Source organism: Nocardioides marmoribigeumensis, from assembly GCF_031458325.1.
GTDB classification, from domain to species: Bacteria; Actinomycetota; Actinomycetes; order Propionibacteriales; family Nocardioidaceae; genus Marmoricola_A; species Marmoricola_A marmoribigeumensis.
The window spans coordinates 222,245-240,254 of sequence record NZ_JAVDYG010000001.1 but is presented as its reverse complement, the minus strand read 5'-3'; the positions used below and the strand labels follow the sequence as shown (position 1 = coordinate 240,254).

The 18,010-nt window shown below is 71.8% G+C and carries 17 protein-coding genes and 2 pseudogenes; 8 read left to right on the top strand and 11 right to left on the bottom strand.

Features of this window, described 5'->3' with window-relative positions; all coding sequences use genetic code 11:
* Nucleotides 1-10: 10 nt before the first annotated feature.
* Nucleotides 11-1,516, top strand: a complete 1,506-nt coding sequence (locus J2S63_RS01110; protein ID WP_310297485.1) for an acyl-CoA carboxylase subunit beta — start codon at nucleotides 11-13, stop codon at nucleotides 1,514-1,516.
* Nucleotides 1,517-1,686: 170 nt separating this feature from the next.
* Complete coding sequence (locus tag J2S63_RS01105; RefSeq protein WP_310297482.1) at nucleotides 1,687-2,358, top strand: haloacid dehalogenase type II; 672 nt, start codon at nucleotides 1,687-1,689, stop codon at nucleotides 2,356-2,358.
* Nucleotides 2,359-2,369: 11 nt separating this feature from the next.
* Here the strand turns inward: J2S63_RS01105 and nhaA are convergent, their stop codons facing one another.
* From nhaA to J2S63_RS01080, 5 genes are all read right to left on the bottom strand, one after another.
* Complete coding sequence (gene nhaA, locus J2S63_RS01100; protein ID WP_310297478.1) at nucleotides 2,370-3,680, bottom strand: Na+/H+ antiporter NhaA; 1,311 nt, start codon at nucleotides 3,678-3,680, stop codon at nucleotides 2,370-2,372.
* A gap of 85 nt (nucleotides 3,681-3,765) precedes the next feature.
* Complete coding sequence (locus J2S63_RS01095) at nucleotides 3,766-4,524, bottom strand: MerR family transcriptional regulator (protein ID WP_310297475.1); 759 nt, start codon at nucleotides 4,522-4,524, stop codon at nucleotides 3,766-3,768.
* Nucleotides 4,518-5,279, bottom strand: a complete 762-nt coding sequence (locus tag J2S63_RS01090) for an ABC transporter permease (RefSeq protein WP_310297472.1) — start codon at nucleotides 5,277-5,279, stop codon at nucleotides 4,518-4,520. The genes J2S63_RS01095 and J2S63_RS01090 overlap by 7 nt, the downstream gene beginning before the upstream one ends.
* Nucleotides 5,276-6,034: an ABC transporter ATP-binding protein gene (locus J2S63_RS01085; protein ID WP_310297469.1), complete on the bottom strand. Its 759-nt coding sequence runs from the start codon at nucleotides 6,032-6,034 to the stop codon at nucleotides 5,276-5,278. The genes J2S63_RS01090 and J2S63_RS01085 overlap by 4 nt, the downstream gene beginning before the upstream one ends.
* 34 nt (nucleotides 6,035-6,068) lie before the next feature.
* A complete protein-coding gene (locus J2S63_RS01080) occupies nucleotides 6,069-6,878 on the bottom strand; it encodes a hypothetical protein (protein WP_310297466.1) in 810 nt (269 codons plus the stop codon).
* Nucleotides 6,879-6,951: 73 nt separating this feature from the next.
* On the opposite strand from J2S63_RS01080, the gene J2S63_RS01075 reads away from it, so the two are divergent.
* Genes J2S63_RS01075 through secD form a run of 3 tightly spaced genes read left to right on the top strand, consistent with a single transcriptional unit; the run spans nucleotide 6,952 to nucleotide 10,828 of the window.
* The gene (locus tag J2S63_RS01075) at nucleotides 6,952-7,929 is read left to right on the top strand and encodes a HAMP domain-containing sensor histidine kinase (RefSeq protein ID WP_310297464.1); all 978 of its coding nucleotides are present in this window, start codon (nucleotides 6,952-6,954) and stop codon (nucleotides 7,927-7,929) included.
* Complete coding sequence (locus J2S63_RS01070) at nucleotides 7,926-8,573, top strand: response regulator (RefSeq protein WP_310297460.1); 648 nt, start codon at nucleotides 7,926-7,928, stop codon at nucleotides 8,571-8,573. Before J2S63_RS01075 ends, J2S63_RS01070 begins: the two co-directional genes overlap by 4 nt.
* On the top strand, nucleotides 8,570-10,828 hold the full coding sequence (secD, locus tag J2S63_RS01065; RefSeq protein WP_310297457.1) for a protein translocase subunit SecD: 2,259 nt from the start codon (nucleotides 8,570-8,572) through the stop codon (nucleotides 10,826-10,828). The genes J2S63_RS01070 and secD overlap by 4 nt, the downstream gene beginning before the upstream one ends.
* A gap of 1 nt (nucleotide 10,829) precedes the next feature.
* Here the strand turns inward: secD and J2S63_RS01060 are convergent, their stop codons facing one another.
* On the bottom strand, nucleotides 10,830-11,201 hold the full coding sequence (locus J2S63_RS01060) for an aminotransferase-like domain-containing protein (RefSeq protein ID WP_310297455.1): 372 nt from the start codon (nucleotides 11,199-11,201) through the stop codon (nucleotides 10,830-10,832).
* A 784-nt stretch (nucleotides 11,202-11,985) separates the two neighbouring features.
* Nucleotides 11,986-12,081: pseudogene (locus tag J2S63_RS21250) on the bottom strand (GntR family transcriptional regulator); the annotation flags it as partial.
* Between the two features lie 198 nt (nucleotides 12,082-12,279).
* Between J2S63_RS21250 and J2S63_RS01050 the strand changes: the two are divergent.
* Nucleotides 12,280-12,912, top strand: coding sequence for an MBL fold metallo-hydrolase (locus J2S63_RS01050; RefSeq protein WP_310297449.1), 633 nt, complete (start codon nucleotides 12,280-12,282; stop codon nucleotides 12,910-12,912).
* 89 nt (nucleotides 12,913-13,001) lie between these two features.
* Nucleotides 13,002-14,459 (top strand): DUF222 domain-containing protein, encoded by a 1,458-nt coding sequence (locus tag J2S63_RS01045; RefSeq protein WP_310297445.1) that lies wholly within the window; start codon nucleotides 13,002-13,004, stop codon nucleotides 14,457-14,459.
* A gap of 615 nt (nucleotides 14,460-15,074) precedes the next feature.
* On the opposite strand, the gene J2S63_RS01040 is transcribed toward J2S63_RS01045, so the two are convergent.
* The 3 genes and pseudogenes from J2S63_RS01040 to J2S63_RS01030 form a co-directional block, all read right to left on the bottom strand.
* On the bottom strand, nucleotides 15,075-15,305 hold the full coding sequence (locus J2S63_RS01040) for a hypothetical protein (RefSeq protein WP_310297443.1): 231 nt from the start codon (nucleotides 15,303-15,305) through the stop codon (nucleotides 15,075-15,077).
* 152 nt (nucleotides 15,306-15,457) lie between these two features.
* Nucleotides 15,458-15,688, bottom strand: coding sequence for a hypothetical protein (locus tag J2S63_RS01035; protein ID WP_310297440.1), 231 nt, complete (start codon nucleotides 15,686-15,688; stop codon nucleotides 15,458-15,460).
* 320 nt (nucleotides 15,689-16,008) lie between these two features.
* Nucleotides 16,009-17,302: pseudogene (locus J2S63_RS01030) on the bottom strand (IS3 family transposase).
* Between the two features lie 66 nt (nucleotides 17,303-17,368).
* Here J2S63_RS01030 and J2S63_RS01025 point away from each other — a divergent pair.
* Nucleotides 17,369-17,503 carry a hypothetical protein gene (locus J2S63_RS01025; RefSeq protein WP_310297437.1) on the top strand — a complete coding sequence of 45 codons (135 nt, stop codon included), beginning with the start codon at nucleotides 17,369-17,371 and terminating at the stop codon, nucleotides 17,501-17,503.
* 19 nt (nucleotides 17,504-17,522) lie between these two features.
* Here the strand turns inward: J2S63_RS01025 and J2S63_RS01020 are convergent, their stop codons facing one another.
* The gene (locus tag J2S63_RS01020) at nucleotides 17,523-17,804 is read right to left on the bottom strand and encodes a hypothetical protein (RefSeq protein WP_310297434.1); all 282 of its coding nucleotides are present in this window, start codon (nucleotides 17,802-17,804) and stop codon (nucleotides 17,523-17,525) included.
* Nucleotides 17,805-18,010 lie beyond the last annotated feature (206 nt).

The window sequence follows — 18,010 nt, the reverse complement described above, 5'->3', positions numbered from 1 at the left end:
CATCGGCCCGGTGAGCGAGCAGACCCCCGCCAAGGGCCTCGAGGAGGTCGTGGCACGGCGCTTCCTGACCACCGACGAGGCGCGACCGGACAAGGTCGGGCGCTGGCACGCGCGCGGGCGCCGGACCGCCCGGGAGAACATCGCCGACCTCGTCGACGACGGGTCGTTCGTGGAGTACGGCCGCTTCATCACCCCTGCCCAGGAGCAGCGGCGACACCTTGCCGACCTCGTCGTCGAGGGTCCGGGGGACGGGCTGGTCGCCGGGACCGCCCGCGTGGGCGGACGCCCGTGCGCGGTGCTGTCCTACGACTACCTCGTGATGGCCGGCACCCAGGGCATGCGGGGGCACCGCAAGTCCGACCGGCTGCTCGAGCTGGTGCGCCGGATGCGGCTGCCCACGGTGTTCTTCACCGAGGGCGGCGGGGGACGTCCGGGCGACAGCGACCTGCCGATCGTCTCGGCGCTCGACGTCGGGTCGTTCGCGCTGTGGGGTGAGCTGCAGGGCGCCGTGCCGCGCATCGCGGTGGTGTCGGGCCGCTGCTTCGCCGGCAACGCGGTCCTCGCCGGGTGCGCCGACCTGCGCGTGGCCACCCCCGACGCCAACCTCGGCATGGCCGGGCCCGCGATGATCGCCGGTGGCGGGCTGGGCGACTTCCGCCCCGAGGAGATCGGGCCGGTCGAGGACCAGGCGGCCAACGGCGTGCTCGACGTGGTGGTGCAGGACGAGGCCGAGGCGGTGGCCGTCGTACGCCGGCTGCTGGGCTACCTCGAGCCGCCCCACGACAGCGGCGACGCGGCACCGCAGGAGCAGCTGCGCGGGGCCATGCCCGACAACGACCGCGAGGCCTTCGACGTCCGGCCCGTCGTCGAGACGCTGGCTGACACCGACAGCGTGACCTGGCTGCGCGAGGGCTGGGCGCCCGGGATCGTGACCGCGCTCGCGCGCGTCGACGGCGTCCCGGTCGGGGTCATGGCCAACCAGTCCACGCACCTGGGCGGGGCGATCGGGTCCGACGAGTCGGCCAAGGCCGCGGACTTCCTCGAGCTGTGCGAGCGGTGGCGGCTCCCGGTCGTCAGCCTGGTCGACACCCCCGGCTTCATGGTCGGCCCCGACGCGGAGCGCGAGGGGCTGGTGCGGCACGCCTCGCGCATGGTCATCGCCGGTGCCCGGCTGACCACGCCGTTGGTGGGGGTGGTGCTGCGGCGCGGCTACGGGCTCGGCGCTCAGGCGATGCTCGGCGGCTCCACCCACCGGCCGCTCATCACGGTCGCCTGGCCGAGCGCCCACCTCGGCGCGATGGGGCTCGAGGGCGCCGTACGCCTCGCTCTGGCGCGCGAGCTCGCCGCGATGCCCGCGGACGAGCGCGAGGACGCCGTGCGCCGGCACACCGCCGACCTGCGCGACCACGCAGCCGCGCTCAACGCGGCTCGCGTCTTCGAGATCGACGACGTCATCGACCCGGCCGAGACGCGCTTCGTGGTCGCCTCGACCCTGCGGGCCGCGTTGCACGGCTGAGCGAGGGCCAGGCGAGCCTCGCCGTGGCGACCACCGGGACCGGCACGACGGCCCGGGTCCGGGGCGGCCACACCGTCACGGGGGGCGGTCGGTCCGCGATCTGCCGGTCCGGACGGCCGGCTCCGGGCGCTGCCCGCATCCGGCTCGGTACGACGGGGTAGGGCTCGACCATGACCCGCCCCGACCTCGTCCTGCTCGACGTCAACGAGACCCTCTCCGACCTGACCGGCCTGCAGGACGCGTTCGAGCAGGTCGGGCTGCCCCGCGACGACGTCGGGGGCTGGTTCGCGGGCGTGCTGCGGGACGGGTTCGCCCTGACCGTCCTGGGTGACAACCCCGCGTTCGCCGAGATCGCGACGGCGTCGCTGCGGGCACGGCTGTCGGTCGCCGGCCACGCCGACCCGGGCCAGCCAGCCGCGGAGGTGCTCGCCCGCTTCACGGCGCTCTCGGCGCACCCCGACGTCGTGCCCGGCCTCCTGGCGATCGCCGACACCGGCTGCCGGGTGGCGACCCTGAGCAACGGGTCGGCGTCCGTGGCCGAGGCGTTGCTCGGCGGGACCGAAGCCGGTCCGGTCGTCGAGCGCTACCTGTCCGTGGAGGACGCGGGCACGTGGAAGCCCGCGGCTCGCGCGTACGCCTACGCACTCGACGTGCTGGACGTCGTGCCGGAGCGCACCCTCATGGTCGCTGTCCATCCGTGGGACCTGGAGGGTGCGAGCCGGGCGGGTCTGCGCACGGCGTGGATCCGGCGCGGCGGAGGGACCTATCCCGGCTGCTTCACTCCACCGGACCTCGAGGCCGACTCGTTCGTCGCCCTCGCCGGCATGCTCCGGCGGACCTAGGGGCCGCCGGGTCAGCCCTCGCGCTGGAACACGTCGGGCACGCCGTCCCGGTCCGCGTCGACCGCCTCCTCCTCGCACAGCCGGCGGTAGACGCGGTTGCGGGCACGCAGCAGGCCGGCGGCGAGCAGCGCAGCCACCAGCGAGCCCACGAGCACCCCCACCTTGACGTGGTCGTCGCGCGCGCTGCCTGCGCCGAACGCGAGCTCGCCGATGAGCAGCGAGACCGTGAACCCCACCCCGGCGAGCAGCGACATCCCGATCACGTCCCACCACGACAGCTCCTCGTCGAGGTCAGCGCGGGTGAAGGTCGACAACAGCCAGGTCGAGCCGGCGATGCCGATGCTCTTGCCTACGACCAGCCCGCTGAGGATCCCGAGGGCCACCGGGTCCTGGAGCGAGTCGACGAGGCCGGACAGGCCGCCGACGGTCACGCCGGCGGCGAAGAACGCGAAGACCGGCACGGCGACGCCGGCGCTGACCGGACGCATGAGGTGCTCGAAGTGCTCGGCGAGGCCAGGGCCCGCGTCGGGTCCGCCGGCCGCCTCGCTGCGCACGACGGGCACGGTAAAGCCGAGCAGGACGCCGGCGACGGTGGCGTGCACGCCGGACTCGTGCACCAGCACCCAGGTCAGCACGGCGAGGGGGATCAGAAGCCAGCCCGAGCGGACCCGCTTCTGGACGAGGATCGCGAACGCCGCGAGCGGGACCAGGGCCAGCGCCAGGAACGCCAGGTGGAGCTCGGAGGTGTAGAAGAGCGCGATGATCGTGATCGCCAGCAGGTCGTCGACGACCGCGAGGGTGAGCAGGAACGTGCGCAGCCCACTGGGCAGGTGGGTGCTGATGACGGCGAGGATCGCGACCGCGAAGGCGATGTCCGTCGCGGTCGGGATGGCCCAGCCCTCGAGCGCCCCTGAGCCACCGAGGTTCCACAGCACGTAGATGACGGCGGGCACCGCCATGCCGCCGACGGCCGCGGCGACCGGGAGCGCGGCGCGGCGCGGGTCGCGCAGGTCCCCGGCCACGAACTCGCGCTTGAGCTCGAGCCCGGCGACGAAGAAGAAGATCGCGAGCAGACCGTCCGCAGCCCAGGTGCCGAGGCTCAGGTCGAGGTGCAGCCCGGACGGGCCCACGCGAAGGTCCCGCAGCGACTCGTAGGCGTCGGCCCAGGGCGTGTTGGCCCAGACGATCGCGGCGAGCGCCCCCGCGATCAGCAGCAGGCCGCCGGTGGTCTCCGCCCGCAGGATCTCCGCGACCCGTGAGTGCTCCAGGAACGAGCCGCGCGAGAACAGGCGCTGGCGTGGCGGGGGAGCGGGGGCGGTCATGGCTGAGTGGCTCCAGGGGTCGGCGACGTCACTGCCGACCAGGCTTCCCGGCACACCGCGGCCATCCTATCCGCCCTCCGGTCGCTCATCGCCTGCGGCGCAGGTTGGTCCACCCTTCCCACCCGTGGTGCTCGAGCCGGCGCAGGATCCGCCGGGAGCCGGGGACGGAGTCGAGGAACACCGCGTCCAGCAGGGCGGCGAGGTCCTCGGGCAGCGCGCCCTCGTCCTCCCACCCCGCGTCGGGGACGGCGTCGAGCTCGGTGACCAGGCGGTCGGCGACCGCGTGCAGGCGGGGGTCCTCCGGATCCCACTCGACGATCTCGTCGAGCTCGACGTAGAGCTCCGCGACCCGCGGGTCGTCGAGCTGCTGGTTCTTCATCGCCATGAAGAAGGGCATCCGCTCGGGGAGCTGGGCGGCGACCAGGATCCACGCGTCGCGCTCGGCGTCGACCATGCGCTCGGACACGCCCGCCTCTCGCAGACGCGCGAGGTAGGCCACCGCCTCCTCCGGTAGCGCGAGGCTGTCACCGGCCGCCAGCAGGGCGATCCGGCGACGGTGCTCCTGGGCCTCGCGGATCTCCGCGAGCAGCCGCGCGTCGATCTGCGCCACGGCTGCGGCGAACTCCTCGTCGTCGGCGCCGAGCAGCTCGCTGACCCTCGACAACGGGACCCCCGCCTCGGCCAGGGTGCGGATCCGGATCAGCTGCACGACCGCGCCCGCGTCGTAGCGGCGGTAGCCCGAGTGGTCGCGCCCGGGCTCCGGCAGCAGGCCCGTGGCGTGGTAGTGCCGGACCGCGCGCACGGTCACCCCGGCGTACGACGCGAGCTGGCTGATCGTCAGCATGCGCTCATTCTGCGGTGATAGGCGCGCATGGCCAGCAGGTAGGCGAGCACGAGCAGCCCGACGCACCACGCCAGCGCGACCCAGACGGTCCCGCCCAGCGGCTGCTCGGCGTACAGGCGGCGCAGGGTGTCGACGATCGAGGTGACCGGCTGGTTCTCCGCGAACCAGCGCACCGGGCCCGGCATGGTGTCCGTCGGCACGAAGGCCGAGCTGAGGAACGGCAGGAACAGCAGGGGATAGGCGAACCCGCCGGCTCCGTCGGTCGACCTCGCCGTGAGCCCGGCGACGACCGCGAGCCAGGTAAGGGCGAGGGTGAAGAGCACGAGGATCGCCGCGACCCCCGACCAGGCAAGGGGTCCCGCGCCCGAACGGAAGCCCATCGCGAGGGCGACCAGCACGACCAGGCTCAGCGACACCAGGTTGGCGACCAGTGAGGTCAGCACGTGGGCCCACAACGCAGCCGCGCGCGAGATCGGCATCGACTGGAAGCGCTCGAAGATGCCGCTCTGCAGGTCGAGGAACAACCGGTAGGACGTGTAGGCGACGCCGGAGGCGACCGTGATCAGCAGGATCCCGGGCAGCAGGTAGTCGACGTACTCCTCGCCGGAGGAGCCGAGGTCGATGGCGCCGCCGAAGACGTAGACGAACAGCAGCAGCATCGCGACCGGCGTGACCGCGGTGGTGATGATCGTGTCGGGGCTGCGCAGCACGTGGCGCAGCGACCGCTGGGTGAGGACGGCGGTGTCGTGGATCATGACCGGCTCCCGACCACGGCGAGGAAGACGTCCTCGAGGCTGGGCTGCTTCTCGACGTACTCGACCTTCGCCGGAGGCAGCAGCCGCTTGAGGTCGGCGAGCGTGCCCTCGGCGATGATCCGGCCCTCGTGGAGGATCGCGATGCAGTCGGCGAGCGCCTCGGCCTCCTCCAGGTGCTGCGTGGTGAGCAGCACGGTGGTGCCCCGACCGGCGAGCTCACGAACGGTCCGCCAGACCTCCTGCCGGGACTGGGGATCGAGGCCGGTCGTGGGCTCGTCGAGGAACAGCACGGTCGGGTCGCCTACGAGGCTCATCGCGATGTCGAGCCGGCGCCGCATGCCGCCGGAGTACGTCGCCACGCGGCGTCCTCCGGCGTCGGTCAGGTCGAAGCGCTCGAGCAGCTCGTCGGCCGTGGCCCGTGGGTCGCCCAGGTGACGCAGGCGGCCCACCATGACGAGGTTCTCGCGGCCGGTGAGGATCTCGTCGACCGCGGCGAACTGGCCGGTGAGGCTGATCGCCCCCCGCACGAGCGCGGACTCCCGCGCCACGTCGTGGCCGGCGACGGTCGCGCTCCCACCGTCGGCACGCAGCAGCGTGGCGAGGATCCTGATCATGGTCGTCTTGCCCGCGCCGTTGGAGCCGAGGAGCGCGTGGATGCTGCCTGCCGGCACGGTCAGGTCGACGCCGCGCAGGACGTCCAGGTCGCCGTACGCCTTGGTGAGTGCGGTGACCTCGATGGCTGGTGTGGAGCTCATGCGAGCAGCGTGCAGCCCTGACGCAGCGTCAAGGTCAAGCGCGGAGGTCGACGATCGCGCCGTCCTCGACCGGGGGGCGTCGCAGGTCGACGACGTAGCCGACCGTGCCACCGTGCGGGCCGCCGTACGCCGCGAGGACGAGGTGGTGGCCCGGGGTGCGCGTGTCGACGACGACCCCGATCACGCCGTCCTTGGTGGTGACCGGGGCGAACCCCTCGGCACGGGCCTGCTCGGCGTGGGACCCGGTGACGCTCCGCTTGAAGGAGGTGCGACGGGCGTCGTGCACCGCGGCCAGGCCCGAGTGGGTCCTGAGGCTGGCATAGGCGCCGCCGTCGGACATGAGGGTGGTGCCGAAGCCGGTGACGTGGCCGAGGTCGCCGTACCCGACGACCCGCGGGAAGCCGTCGCCGTCGAGGAACCGCACCACCGGCACGGGCCCGAGGTCGATGAAGTCGCGCGTGCGCTTGCCCTTGGGGTCGAGCGGGTCGTTGACCGACACCTCGCCGCGGCCCTCGATGAAGGGGATCTCGAGGAGCCCGTCGAGGCTCGGGCCGGCCTCGACGGTCAGGTCGGGGGTGAGGACGTCCTCGAGATCGCGCATCCTGTCCGGGCGACCGAGGTCGGCGACGAAGGTGCCGCCGCGGACCTCGCGCACGATGCCCTGGCGACGCTTGTGGTCGAGCTCGAGGCTCGACCCGTCGGCCAGCGTGAGCCGCTTGGGCAGCGCAGACCAGTCGAGCCGCTCGGACCAGCGAGCCAGCACCGACCCGGCCGCGTGCCCGTCGGTGCCCTCCAGCAGCGCCAGCAGGCGCGGCGAGGCGGTCGGGTCGATGGGACGCACCATGGGCCCCGACCCTAGTCGCGAGATGGGGTCTGGACCCCATGGTTCCCTCAGGAATGCCTGACAGGCTGGGGAGATGGTGCGTGAGCGGGCGGGATCGCTGTTCTGGCGCGTCTGCGTGACCAACGCCGTGGTCTTCCTGCTCGGCACGCTCGTGCTGGTGCTCGCGCCGGTCACGGTGTCGGAGCGCCCGTTGTGGTCGGAGGTCGTGGTCGTGTCCGTCGGCGCGGCCGTCATCGTCGTGCTCAACGCCCTGCTGCTGCGCTCCCTGTTGCGCCCGATGGACCGACTGACCTCGGCGATGGCCTCGATCGACCCGCGACACCCGGGGCAGCGGCTCGACGAGGTCGGGTCGGGCCCGGCGCAGCCGCTGGTGCGGTCGTTCAACGCGATGCTCGACCGGCTCGAGGTCGAGCGCAGCGTCAGCACGGCTCGCGCCCTGCACGCGCAGGAGGCCGAGCGGCAGCGGATCTCGCAGGAGCTGCACGACGAGGTCGGCCAGAGCCTGACCGCCGTGCTGCTCGGCCTCAAGCAGGCGATCCGCACCGCACCGCCGGAGGTCGTGGAGGAGCTCGAGCAGGCGCGCGAGACCACCCGCGCCAGCCTGGAGGAGGTACGCCGGATCTCGCAAGCCCTGCGCCCCGGGGTGCTCGCCGACCTCGGGCTGGTCGACTCGCTCTCCAGCCTGGCCAGCGACCTGACCGCGCGCACAGGGGTGGTGGTGACCCGCGGGTTCGGGCCGGGGCTGCCGTCGCTGGCGCCCGAGACCGAGCTGGTCGTCTACCGCGTCGCCCAGGAGGCGCTGACCAACGTCGCCCGTCACGCCCGCGCCGAGCGCGTGCACCTCGGTCTGACCCGTCGCGGCGACGCGCTCGTCCTGAGGGTCGCTGACGACGGGGTCGGGATCGGCGGGGCTCCGGTGGGCGCAGGCGTCCAGGGCATGCAGGAGCGGGCGCAGATGGTCGGGGGGCGGCTGTCGGTGGGCGCCAACGAGGGTGGAGGCACCGAGGTGCTGCTCGACGTACCCCTCGATGCACCGGGGGCGGCGGCGTGAGCATCCGCATCCTCCTGGCCGACGACCATGCACTGGTGCGTGCCGGAGTGCGCCGCATCCTCGAGGCCGAGCCGGACCTGGTCGTGGTGGGGGAGGCCTCCGACGGCAACGAGGCGGTCGAGCTGGCCCGCTCGCTCGAGCCCGACCTCGCCGTCCTCGACATCTCCATGCCGCGGGCCACCGGGCTGCAGGCCGCGCGCGACATCAAGCGCCGCGCACCCGGCGTACAGACGCTGATGCTGTCGATGCACGACAACGAGCAGTACTTCTTCTCCGCCCTCAAGGCCGGCGCGTGCGGCTACGTGCTCAAGTCCGCGGCTGACGAGGACCTCGTCTCCGCGGTGCGCGCCGCCGCGCGCGGGGAGTCGTTCCTCTACGCCGGGGTGGCCGGCGCGCTGGTCCGCGACTTCCTCGAGCGGATGGAGCGAGGCGAGAGGATGCCACGAGGGGTCCTGACGGACAGGGAGGACGAGGTCGTGAAGCTGATCGCGGAGGGCTACTCCTCCCGGGAGATCGCGCGGATCCTGGTGATCAGCCCGCGCACCGTCGAGCGGCACCGCGCCAACGTGCTGTCCAAGCTGGGGATGCGCGACCGCACCGAGCTGACCCGCTACGCCGTGCGAGCGGGGCTGATCGAGCCGTGACCCGCGCCGCGCTCTTCCGGCTGCTGGCCTCGATCGCGATGGTGGCGACCGCCGCGGTGGTGGCCTGGGACAGCTCGCCCCGGCTGGGACTCGACCTGTCGGGTGGCACCCAGTTCGTGCTCGAGACGCGCGACACCGAGCAGCGCAAGGCCGACAAGGCCGCGACCGACCGCACGCTCGAGGTGCTGCGTGGGCGGGTGGACGCCCTCGGCGTCGCCGAGCCGACGCTGGTGCGCTCGGGCGACAACCGGATCATCGTCGAGCTGCCCGGGGTCCAGGACCCGACCGAGGCCGCTGACACGATCGGCAAGACAGCGCAGCTCGCGTTCCACCCGGTGGCCTCCGACCCCACCGGCTCGACGCAGGTCGACGAGACCGGTCAGCCGATCAAGCTCGGCAAGCCCGCCGTCATCGGCGACCAGATCGCCGGCGCCGACGCCGGGAACGACCCCGAGCAGGGGTCGGGGTGGTACGTCACCGTCGACTTCCGGGGCGAGGGCAAGGAGAACTGGCGCTCCCTGACCGCCGACGCCGCCTGCGCTGCTCCGGGTGACCCCGCGCGGCGGGTGGCGATCGTCCTCGACGGCGAGGTCATCTCCTCGCCGCAGGTCGTGCAGGAGATCCAGTGCGGCGCCGGGATGCCGGGCGGGTCGACCCAGATCACCGGCAGCTTCACGATCGAGGAGGCCAAGGAGCTGGCTCTGCTGATCGAGGGCGGCGCCCTGCCGGTGCCGGTCGAGATCGCCGAGCAGCGCACGGTCGGGCCGACGCTCGGCAAGGCGGCGATCGAGGCGTCGTTCCAGGCGGCCGTCATCGGCATCATCCTGACCGGGCTGTTCATCACCATCGTCTACCGGCTGGCCGGGCTGCTCGCGACGATCGCGCTGGCCTGCTACGCCCTGCTGTCCTACGCGCTCCTCGTCGCGCTCGGTGCGACGCTGACCCTGCCCGGGCTTGCCGGCTTCGTGCTCGCCATCGGCATGGCGATCGACGCCAACGTGCTCACCTTCGAGCGCTCGCGGGAGGAGTACGCCGACAACCCGCGCCTGCCGCTCGCGCGGATCGCCACGACCGGGTTCGAGCGCGCCTGGACCGCGCTCATCGACTCCAACGTGACGACGCTGCTCGCGGCCGGGCTGCTGTTCTTCCTCGCCGCGGGGCCGGTCAAGGGCTTCGGCATCACGCTGACCATCGGTGTGCTGGCCTCGATGGTCTCGGCCCTGGTGATCGCGCGCTCGCTGGTGGAGCTCGCCTCCCGGTGGCGCTGGCTGCAGCGGCGTCCGGCGGCGACGGGCTTCAGCTCGCTGGGGCCGGTGCGCACCTGGCTGCGTCGCAGGGATCCTGACCTCGTCGGGCGAGGCCGGGTCTGGCTGGGGATCTCGGCGGCGGCGTCCGTGGTCGCCCTCGCCGGCATCGCGGTCAACGGGCTCAACCTGGCGGTCGAGTTCACCGGCGGGCGGATCACGGAGTACTCCGACGTGCGCGGGCTCTCGGTCGACGACGCCCGGGACGCGGTGGCCTCGGTCGGGCAGGCCAACGCGGTCGTGCAGTCGTCGGGTGACGACGAGATCTCCGTGCGCACGGGCGTCATCGACGACCGCGAGGTCTCGCGCATCCGGGACGCCCTGTCGGGTGCGGCCGGGGGAGACGTCACCAAGGTCCGCGACGAGCTGATCGGCGCCAGCATGGGCCCGACCCTGCGCAACCAGGCGCTCATCGCCCTCGGGGTCGCGATCGGCGCGCAGCTGCTCTACCTGGCGTTCCGCTTCAACCGCGCCTTCGGCCTCTCGGCGGTCGTGGCGATGGTGCACGACGTGCTGATCGTGCTGGGCGTCTTCGCCTGGCTGGGCAAGCCGATCGACGGCGTGTTCCTCGCAGCCCTCCTCACGATCATCGGCCTCTCGGTCAACGACACCGTCGTGGTGTTCGACCGCATCCGTGAGCGCTGGTGGGGCGGGGACAAGGGGTCCCTCGCCTCGGTGGCGAACACCGCCGTCCTCGACACCGTCCCGCGGACGATCAACACGGGCCTCGGCGCGATGTTCATCCTCGCCGCGCTGGCGGTGCTGGGCGGCGACTCCCTGCACGACTTCGCGCTGGCGCTGCTGCTCGGGCTGGTGGTCGGCACCTACTCCTCGGTGTTCACCGCGACGCCGCTGCTGGTCGTGCTCAACCGGCGCTGGCCGATGCCTCGCTCCCGCCCGGTCAAGACGGTGCGGGACGGCAGCCGGGAGGACTCCGGCGCGGTGGTCTGACTCAGGTCTCCCGCGCCTGCCCGACCACCTCGCCGAGGATGCGGACACCCTCGCGGAGCAGGCTGCCGGTGACGTTGCCGTAGCCGATCACCAGGGCGGCTCCCTCTCGGTCAGGCGCGGGACCGTCGTCGGACGTGACCCGGTAGTCGCCGAGGCCTCGTACGGCGACGCCGGCGATGCGCGCGCCCGCGACGACCAGCTCCTCCTCGACGCCGGCCGGCAGCCGGAGCATGAGGTGGTGCCCGGCCTCGAGCCCGGTGATCCTGACGCCGGGCGGCATGCACTCGTCCACGGTGGTGACGAGCTCGTCCCGGCGCCGGCGGTAGTGGTCGCGGGCCCGTCGCAGGTGCCGGTCGAAGCGACCGGACTCCATCAGGCGTGCGAGGGCGGCCTGGTCCAGCTGCGGGACCCCGCGGGTCCGCAGCTCCGCCTCGGTCAGGATCGCGTCGCGCAGGGGCGGTGGCGCGAAGACCCAGCCGATGCGGAGCGCGGAACTCGGCGTCGTAGTCGTCCTCGAGGATCACCCCGTCGACGTCGTGGGCCCACTCCACGAGCTCCTGACGACGACCCGGGCTCAGCACCGCACCGGTCGGGCACTGGTGGGCCGGGGTGAGCAGCACCGCGCGGGCACCGCTCTCGCGCAACCGATCGACGCGCAGCCCGTCGGCGTCGACGGCCACGGCCGAGACGCGCAGGCCTGCCCGTCGTGCGATCCGGTCGTGGTCGCGCGGGCCGGGGTCCTCCAGCCCGATCCGCTCGATCCCGTGGCCGGCGAGGGCGTCGAGGACGAGGGTGAGGCCCTGGCGGAACCCGCCCACCACGAGCGTGCCCGCCGGGTCGGTGCACCCCGCGCGCACCCGCCGGTGGCGCAGCGCCAGCACCGCGCGGAGGTGGGGGTCGCCGGCCACGGTGCCGTCTCCGAGGTCGGCGGTCGGCATCGTCCGTGCGGCGTCGCCCAGCGCCCACAGCCAGTCGCGCATGGGGAACGCCCCCAGGTCGGGCACGCCGTACCCGAGGTCGATCCGCGGAGGCTGCTCTCGGTCCACCTCCGCGGCCGCGAACGGTGCTCGGTCGCCGTGGCCGGCCAGGGCAGCGGCCACCCGGGTGCCGGAGCCGGTGGTCGACACGACGTACCCCTCGGCGGCCAGCTGCTCGAAGGCCGACACCACCAGGCCCCTGGACACCCCCAGCTGGTCCGCCAGCACGCGGGTCGACGGCAGCCGCTCGCCGGGCGCCAGCACCCCGGACCTCATGGCGTCCCGCAGCGCTTCCTGGACCTGGTGCCCCAGGGGCGTCTCGGCGGAGCGGTCGACCGCGATCGCGAGGGCTGCCACGACCCCGCTGTCGATGGACATGGCGTGAGGTTACGGGCTGGACCCGAGAAGTGGTCCACTCAACGACGTCTGGATTGGACCTTCCTGTCGGACCGATCGGTCCGCCAGGCTGTGCCCATGCGCCACGCTCCCGCCCCGGACCAGACGCCCACCATCACCTCGATCCTCGTGGCCCACCTCAACCCCGAGGGCTCGCCGATGCCGGTCTACGTGCACGTCGTCGACCACCCCGAGGCTCGCGTCCTGGTCGACACCGGTCTGACGGCGGTGCACCCGCTGGTGGAGGACATGGACCCCCAGCTGGTGCCGCTCGGCCCCGAGGCCGACGCGCTGCTGGCGGGAGTCGACCTCGTGGTCAACACGCACCTGCACTTCGACCACTGCGGCGGCAACCACCGCTTCGCCGGCACCCCGACGTACGTCCAGCAGCGCGAGCTCGACGACGCGCGGGCCGGGAACTACACCATCCTCGAGTGGGTCGACGCTCCCGGCATGGAGTACGTCCCCGTCGACGGGGAGCTCGAGCTGCTCCCCGGCCTCCGGCTCGTCCCGGCCCCCGGCCACACCCCTGGATCGCAGGTGGTCGTGGTCGAGGTCGACGGTCGTCCGGTGGTCATCGCCGGCGACACAGCCGTCTTCCCGGAGGAGCTCGACCAGCCGCGCACCGAGGGCCAGCGGTTGATCCGCGCGCTGGACCCCGTGCTGGTGTGGCTCTCCCACCAGGACGAGCCCTGGCGACCTCGGGGGTAGAGCGACGCTGGGCATCGGTCTGCCGGCACGCTGTCCACAGACCTGCGAACATACGTGCGAATGTAGTCGGGCCAAGGTAGGATGGGGCCATGACTACCGACCTCCGCGACCTGCCTGCTGCAGTGGTGCTCGCTGCCGCGACGGACCGCGTGCGGGCGCGGCGGTTGGCTGAGGTCGACGAGCTGGAGGTGCTGCTGCAGTGGGCAGCGATGCACGGCACGGATCCGTTGGACGGGCTGGAGCCGCGGGAGCGGGACCATGCGCGGCGGATCGGCAAGGTGCTGCGTCAGCTCGGAGGTGAGGGCACCCCTGGGGTGCAGGACTTCTGCCTGGGCGAGATCGCGGCCGCGCTCGGCAGGCACGTGAACTCCACGCGTGCGGCGATCGCCGACGGGCTGGACCTGCAGCACCGGATGCCGGCGACGTGGGCGGTGTGCCAGGCCGGGGACTGCGACCTGTGGGTGGCCCGGCTGGTGGCCTCGCGGTCCCGCAAGCTCCCGGTGGACCGGATGTGGATCGTTGACCAGGCGGTGGCGCGGATGATCGCGACCGAGGCCATCAGCCGCACCCTGGACGTCGCCGACGCCAAGATCGTCGAGGCCGACCCCGCGCGTGCGGAGGAGAAGGCCGAGCAAGCCCGCGAGCGGAGGTTCGCCGCGGTCGGTCAGTCCGATGAGGACGAGCTGCGCATGGTCGTGGCCCGTGTGACTGCTGCTGACGCGGCCGGTGTGGACGCGGTGCTGGCGCGGGTCGCAAAGATCCTCCTGGTCAGCCACCCCGACGCGAGCCTGGATGAGCGGCGGTCGATGGCGATGGGCTACTTCGGGCGGCTGGGTGAGCTGTTCGCTCTGCTCCTGCGAGACGCGGTCGACACCGACCCCGAGGACCTCGCCAGTGCGCTTGCTCTGCCGGCCGAGGTGCTGGAGCTGTTGCGTGACCCTGCCATCGCGGCGCGGATCGCCCCGCAGTCGGTGCTCTACGTCCACCTGCACGAAGCGGGTCTGCTGAGCGGGGAGGGTGTGGCTCGGGTCGAGGGTCTCGGTCCGCACACCCTGTCCCAGCTGCAGATGCTGCTGGCGGGTCGCACCGTGGTGGTCACGCCGGTGATCGATCTGTCCGACCGGGTCCGGACCACCGCTTATGAGCACCCGGAGTCGCTCAAGGCGCGGGTCCACCTGGTCACCGGCGGCGACTACTGGCCCTACGCGGCCTCGGTGAGTCGCCGGGTGGACTACGACCATCCCACGCCCTACCGGCCCGGGGCCCCACCGGAAGATCCACCGCAGACCGGCAACCACAACTCCGGCCCGTTGGGCCGCCGACACCACAGATGGAAGACCCACGCCGGCTACCGGTCACGCCAGTGCGGCCACGGCCGCTACGTCTGGGCAACACCGCACGGGCTGACGTTCCTGGTCGACCATCGCGGCACCCGACCCCTCGACCCCGACCACGCCAGGCAGATGTTCGCCGCAGGCGACGGCATCGAGCTCTACTTCCCCGAAGAGCCCCTCACCCTCGACCTCGACCTCGACCTCACCGGCTGACCCGAGCCCAGCAGGCGCTCGATCATGCCGATGGTCGCTCGCGAAGAAAGGTTCGGCGGATCGGGTCCGAGTTCGGCGGATGCCGACATCCGACCACGGACAACCGGTGTCCGGATCCGCCGAACAGTGCACGGATCCGCCACACATCGGCGGGCCGTGCCCATCATCCGTGAGAACGGGAAACGACTGATCCCCGATCCGCTGGGCGACTGGGTACGGATCGGACCCCGCAGCGAGGCCCGAGTCGCACCCAACCTCATGCCCGACCATGCCGCGTTGAGGGCGAGGTCATGCCGATGTGCGGAGCGAAGCTAGGGCAAGCGAGCATCCCAGCCGGGATCGTCCTGGCGCTTCTTCGCGAGCCAGACGAGGCCCGTGGCCCAGCCCACGACAAGTACGGCCCATCCGCCCGGCAATCCAAGGATGAGCGTCGCCAAGAACCACACGGGGAGGGAGACGACCAGTCCGACTACCAGATAGGCCGCGGTTCGAGAGCCCGTCGTCCGCATGTCTCGGAGTCTAAACCGGCTGCCGTCCAGGGGTCCGAAGAGCGCGCTCATGCCGCTGTCGGGACGACAGCCCGACCATGCCGCGCTGCGGTCGGGCTGAGCGTCGCTACTTGTCCTCGTCGCGGTAAACGGTGCGGGCCAGAACCCAACTGACCATCAGCCGCGACAGCAGGTAAGCGGCCACGAGGCCGACGCCCCACCCGAAGACCCCCGGGACGCCCAGCCAGTCCGACAGCTTCAAGCCGGCCCCGGCACCGGCTCCCAGGAAGACGACGACGAGCAGACCCGAGACAGCCACGGCCTGCCACTGCGCCCACGTACCTTGCGGCTCCGACATGAGCAGACACTCTCACGAGGGAGTGTGCCCCGGTTCGCAGTTCCGACCGCTCATGCCGCTGTCGGGACGACAGCCCGACCATGCCGCTGTCGGGACGACAGCCCGACCATGCCGCTGTCGGGGCGGAGCCCGACCATGCCGCGGTGCGGTCGCTACTTGTGCTCGTCGCGGTAAACGGTGTGGGCAAGGACCCAACTGACCATGAGCCGCGACAGCAGGTATGCGCCGACGAGTCCGACTCCCCACCCAATGACCGCAGGGATGCCCAGCCAGTCGGATAGCTTCAAGCCGGCCTCGGCACCGGCTCCCAGGATGAACACGACGAGCAGACCCGAGACAGCCACGGCCTGCCACTGCGCCCATGTGCCTTGCCGCTCCGACATGAGCAGACACTCTCACGAGGGAGAGGCACAGGTCCGTCGTTCCGTCCGCTCATGCCGCTGTCGGGGCGGAGCCCGACCATGCCGCTGTCGGGGCGGAGCCCGACCATGCCGCGTGGAGGGCGGAGTCGCGACTGCATGGCGTAGCCCCGTGCCACTCGGGCCGGTTGACTGTAGGGGGTGGCGGTGCGGGACTCATCAGATGAATGCAGTCCTCATTCCCTCTCTCATCGTTCCCGGTCAGGACCGGACCTGGCGCGCTGCAGCGGCATACCTCGCGCAGTACAAGGGACTGAATCGCCCCGGGTTTCGTGGAGGCTCGGTTAGTTGGATCCGACCTCGATGAGGACCGGGTTCTCACGGTAGTGCTCGGTGGCGTGGGTCGCCCAGTGGTTGGCCTCGAACTCCGCGGGGTGGGACGAGGCCGATCTCGCCGTGCAGGCGCCTGTGGTTGAACCAGTCGACGTACTCGGCGACGGCGATCTCGACGTCGCTGACGGACTTCCATCCGCCCTTGGGTCGCATCACCGGGTTGCGGATGCACTCGGCCTTGAACAGCGAGTTGAGTGCCTCAGCCATCGCGTTGTCATACGAATCGCCGCGGCTGCCGACCGAGGCGACGGCGTCGGCTTCGGCCAGTCGCTCGGTGTAGCGGATCGCTCGATACTGCACGCCTCTGTCGCTGTGGTGGATCAGGCCGGTGAGGTCCTGCCCGGTCCGTTGCCGGGCCCAGAGCCCCATGTCGAGGGCGTCGAGCGCCAGGTCGGTGCGCAGGCTGGTCGACACCTGCCAGCCGACGATCATCCTGGAGAAGACGTCGAGCACGAACGCGACGTAGGTCCACCCGGCGTGTGCGGACGTAGGTCAGGTCCGCCACCCACAGCTGGTTCGGGGCCGTGGCGATGAACTTGCGCTTGACCAGGTCCTCGGGCCGTTCCGTCTCCGCACCGTCGCCGATCGTGGTCTTGCAGGTCTTCTCCCGCGGGATCCCACGCAGACCCTCAGCTCTCATCAGCCGCTCGACGGTGCACCGGGCAACCTTGACGCCTTCGCGGTTGAGCTCGGCGTGGATCTTCCGCGCACCGTAGACACCGAGGTTCGCCTTGTGGGCGACCTTGATGTCAGTGACCAGCTCTGCGTCGCGCACCGCACGTGCTGAGGGTGGCCGGGTCTTGGCGGCGTAGTAGCTGCTCGGGGCGATCTGCATGCCGGCGTCCTTCAGCACCGCGCAGATCGGCTCGACCCCGACCTCGCGCCCCTCGACCACGTCGTGGCGATGGGCGTCGATGTAGGCCACTACCTGCTGGTGGGGCGGTCGAGCTCCGCCGCGAAGAAAGCCGAGGCCGTCTTCAAGATGTGGTTCGCGCGCCGCAGCTCGCGGTTCTCCCGCTCGAGCTCGGCCAGCCGCTGCGCATCACTGGTCGTCGTGCCGGGCCGGGCGCCGCCGTCGATCTCGGCCCGCCGGACCCAGGCCCCTAACGTCTCCCGGTGGATCCCCAGCTGCTCGGCCACACGCGCGATCGCGCCGACCTTCGTCTCCGGATTCGCCCGGAGCTCCACCGCCATCCGAGTCGCCCGCTCACGCAACTCGTCGGGGTACTTCTTCGGTGCTGCCATGACTCTCATCCTCCATGGATTGAGAGCCTCCATCAGACCCGGGGCGATTCAATACTCGACGCTGGCGTGGATCTGCGGGACGTCCAGATCGCCGCACGCCACGCCGACCCCCGCACGACCATGCGGTACGACCGTGCCCGCAACAACCTGGACCGCCACGCGAACTACGTCCTAGCGGCATTCATGGCGGCCGGGACCTGAGTCAGCCCGCAGCTGGTGTTCATCGCCGGCGACGAAACGATCCCCGCTTCCACCAGTCACTCGGCGGCCTCTCGGTGATCCAGTGAGCCGTGTCGACCGCGTTGTTCAACGTGCAAAACTTCCACAGTTCCTTTGCGGCACGGCTGTACTGGAACAGCTCTTGATCGACCTCGAAAGCATCGAGCTCACCGGACCTAAACCGGCGCAGCGCTTCCTCCACATGCGCCAACAGCGCCCCGAGCTGGGCCTCGTGATACTTCCCCACGGCCTCACACGCGGTCCGATGCTCCGACGACGCCATACCCGCAGGCTACGAGAGAACCTCGCGCATCGACCAGGGCACACAGCTCCAGCGATGGGGCCGTCGACGAGTTCCGCCCCGACAGCGGCATGGTCGGGCATGAGGTTGGGTGCGACTCGGGCCTCGCTGCGGGGTCCGATCCGTACCCAGTCGCCCAGCGGATCGGGGATCAGTCGTTTCCCGTTCTCACGGATGATGGGCACGGC

Coding starts and splice junctions, on each gene's coding strand:
- J2S63_RS01050 (WP_310297449.1), top strand. CDS start 12,280: ATGCGCCACGCTCCCGCCCCGGACCAGACGCCCACCATCACCTCGATC.
- J2S63_RS01095 (WP_310297475.1), bottom strand. CDS start 4,524: ATGCTGACGATCAGCCAGCTCGCGTCGTACGCCGGGGTGACCGTGCGC.
- J2S63_RS01040 (WP_310297443.1), bottom strand. CDS start 15,305: ATGTCGGAGCCGCAAGGTACGTGGGCGCAGTGGCAGGCCGTGGCTGTC.
- J2S63_RS01105 (WP_310297482.1), top strand. CDS start 1,687: ATGACCCGCCCCGACCTCGTCCTGCTCGACGTCAACGAGACCCTCTCC.
- J2S63_RS01060 (WP_310297455.1), bottom strand. CDS start 11,201: ATGGAGTCCGGTCGCTTCGACCGGCACCTGCGACGGGCCCGCGACCAC.
- J2S63_RS01080 (WP_310297466.1), bottom strand. CDS start 6,878: ATGGTGCGTCCCATCGACCCGACCGCCTCGCCGCGCCTGCTGGCGCTG.
- J2S63_RS01090 (WP_310297472.1), bottom strand. CDS start 5,279: ATGATCCACGACACCGCCGTCCTCACCCAGCGGTCGCTGCGCCACGTG.
- J2S63_RS01075 (WP_310297464.1), top strand. CDS start 6,952: ATGGTGCGTGAGCGGGCGGGATCGCTGTTCTGGCGCGTCTGCGTGACC.
- nhaA (WP_310297478.1), bottom strand. CDS start 3,680: ATGACCGCCCCCGCTCCCCCGCCACGCCAGCGCCTGTTCTCGCGCGGC.
- J2S63_RS01045 (WP_310297445.1), top strand. CDS start 13,002: ATGACTACCGACCTCCGCGACCTGCCTGCTGCAGTGGTGCTCGCTGCC.
- J2S63_RS01035 (WP_310297440.1), bottom strand. CDS start 15,688: ATGTCGGAGCGGCAAGGCACATGGGCGCAGTGGCAGGCCGTGGCTGTC.
- J2S63_RS01020 (WP_310297434.1), bottom strand. CDS start 17,804: ATGGCGTCGTCGGAGCATCGGACCGCGTGTGAGGCCGTGGGGAAGTAT.
- J2S63_RS01085 (WP_310297469.1), bottom strand. CDS start 6,034: ATGAGCTCCACACCAGCCATCGAGGTCACCGCACTCACCAAGGCGTAC.